At 69.2% G+C, this 1,342-nt stretch carries 3 protein-coding genes; 1 reads left to right on the forward strand and 2 read right to left on the reverse strand.

Features of this window, described 5'->3' with window-relative positions:
* Together QN350_RS19620 and QN350_RS19625 are read right to left on the reverse strand one after the other, a co-directional pair.
* On the reverse strand, positions 1-404 hold a 404-nt coding region (locus QN350_RS19620), incomplete at its 3' end, for a thiamine pyrophosphate-binding protein (RefSeq protein WP_323517183.1).
* The gene (locus tag QN350_RS19625; RefSeq protein WP_322138265.1) at positions 397-915 is read right to left on the reverse strand and encodes a PLDc N-terminal domain-containing protein; all 519 of its coding nucleotides are present in this window, start codon (positions 913-915) and stop codon (positions 397-399) included. The genes QN350_RS19620 and QN350_RS19625, both read right to left, overlap by 8 nt.
* A 90-nt stretch (positions 916-1,005) precedes the next feature.
* On the opposite strand from QN350_RS19625, the gene QN350_RS19630 reads away from it, so the two are divergent.
* A partial coding sequence (locus QN350_RS19630; protein WP_323517185.1) for a DUF4229 domain-containing protein occupies positions 1,006-1,342 on the forward strand: 337 nt, incomplete at its 3' end.

The following is a 1,342-nucleotide window of genomic DNA, read 5'->3' on the forward strand; positions in this document are numbered from 1 at the left end:
AGTTCGACGGGGCGATCGGCCGTCAGCACGATGAGCGGCACCCCGGAGTGATGTGCCTCGAGCACCGCGGGGTGCAGGTTGGCGACGGCCGTGCCGGACGTGCAGATCACGAGGGCGGGCACACCGGTCTCGACGGCGAGGCCGAGCGCGAGGAAGCCGGCGCCGCGTTCGTCGATGCGCACATGCAGGCGGACCAGGCCGAGGCGTTCGAGTTCCGCGGCGACCAGCGCGAGCGCCTGCGAGCGGGAACCGGGGCTCACGACGATGTCGCGGACGCCGAGGCCCAGGAAGGCTCCGAGGAGGGCGACGCTGAAATCCGTCGCCGGGCTGCCGGAGGGCGCGGGACTATCGAAGGGCACGCTGCCGCCCACGGCCGCGGTGTCGGTCAGGATCGGGTCAGGCATCCCGGCGGCCAGGCAGTTCGCCCTCGCCAGGGTCGGTCGTCTTCTTCGGCTCCGCTGCGGCGGGCCCCTTCGCCGGACCGGTGGACGGGCCCGCCGACGGGCCGGCGTTTCCGGCGGCCTGTCCCTTGCCGGAACCGGAGTTCTGGCTCTTGCCCGGTCGCTCGGGCTTGTCGGTCGGATCCGGCTTGTCGAGGTCGGCGAGCTCCTGCTCCATCTGGCGGATCCGCTCCTCCTGGAGCCGGTCGCGGCCGAGGCTCTTCAGGAAGTCGGGATCGTCATCGGGGGCGAGTTGCCGTGATGCGCCGCGACCGGGTGCCGAACTCTGGTTGCTGCCGCGGCCGATGAACAGCCACAGCAGGGCGCCGACGACGGGGACCAGGACGATCACAAAAACCCAGACCCAGCGCGGCAATCCGCGGATCCGGCCGCGATCGAAGGTGACACACTCGACGAGCGCATAGACGGTCACGAGAATGACCGCAATTCCTACGACAAGCCACACCTTTACCATCCGCTCATTCTACGGCGATCACCCGAGAGATCGGTGAGTGCGCAGAGGTCGGCAAATCTAACGATCGGAACCACAATCTATGCTGAAAGCATGAAAGCTGTCCCGTCCTGGCTGAGCTACTCGGTCTTCCGCATCCTCATGTTCGCAGTACCCCTCGCGGTCCTGCTGATGCTCTCGATCGTCTGGTGGGTCTCCGCCATCGTCGCGGCCCTGATCGGGCTCTGCCTGTCGTACATCTTCCTGCGGAAGCCCAGGGAGCAGGTCGCCCTCGACCTGTACACGGCCAGGCACCCCACCGCTGAGGTCGTGCACCCGGACGCAGAGTCCGAGGACGCCGCCCTCGACCGCGCCGCCGACGCAGCCGCCGCGTCCGCCGAGGCCGCATCAGCCGAGGCCACGGATGCCGCAGCCCAGTCGACGACGCCGG

Source organism: Cryobacterium sp. 10I5, assembly GCF_035019865.1.
Classification (GTDB): Bacteria; Actinomycetota; Actinomycetes; order Actinomycetales; family Microbacteriaceae; genus Cryobacterium; species Cryobacterium breve_A.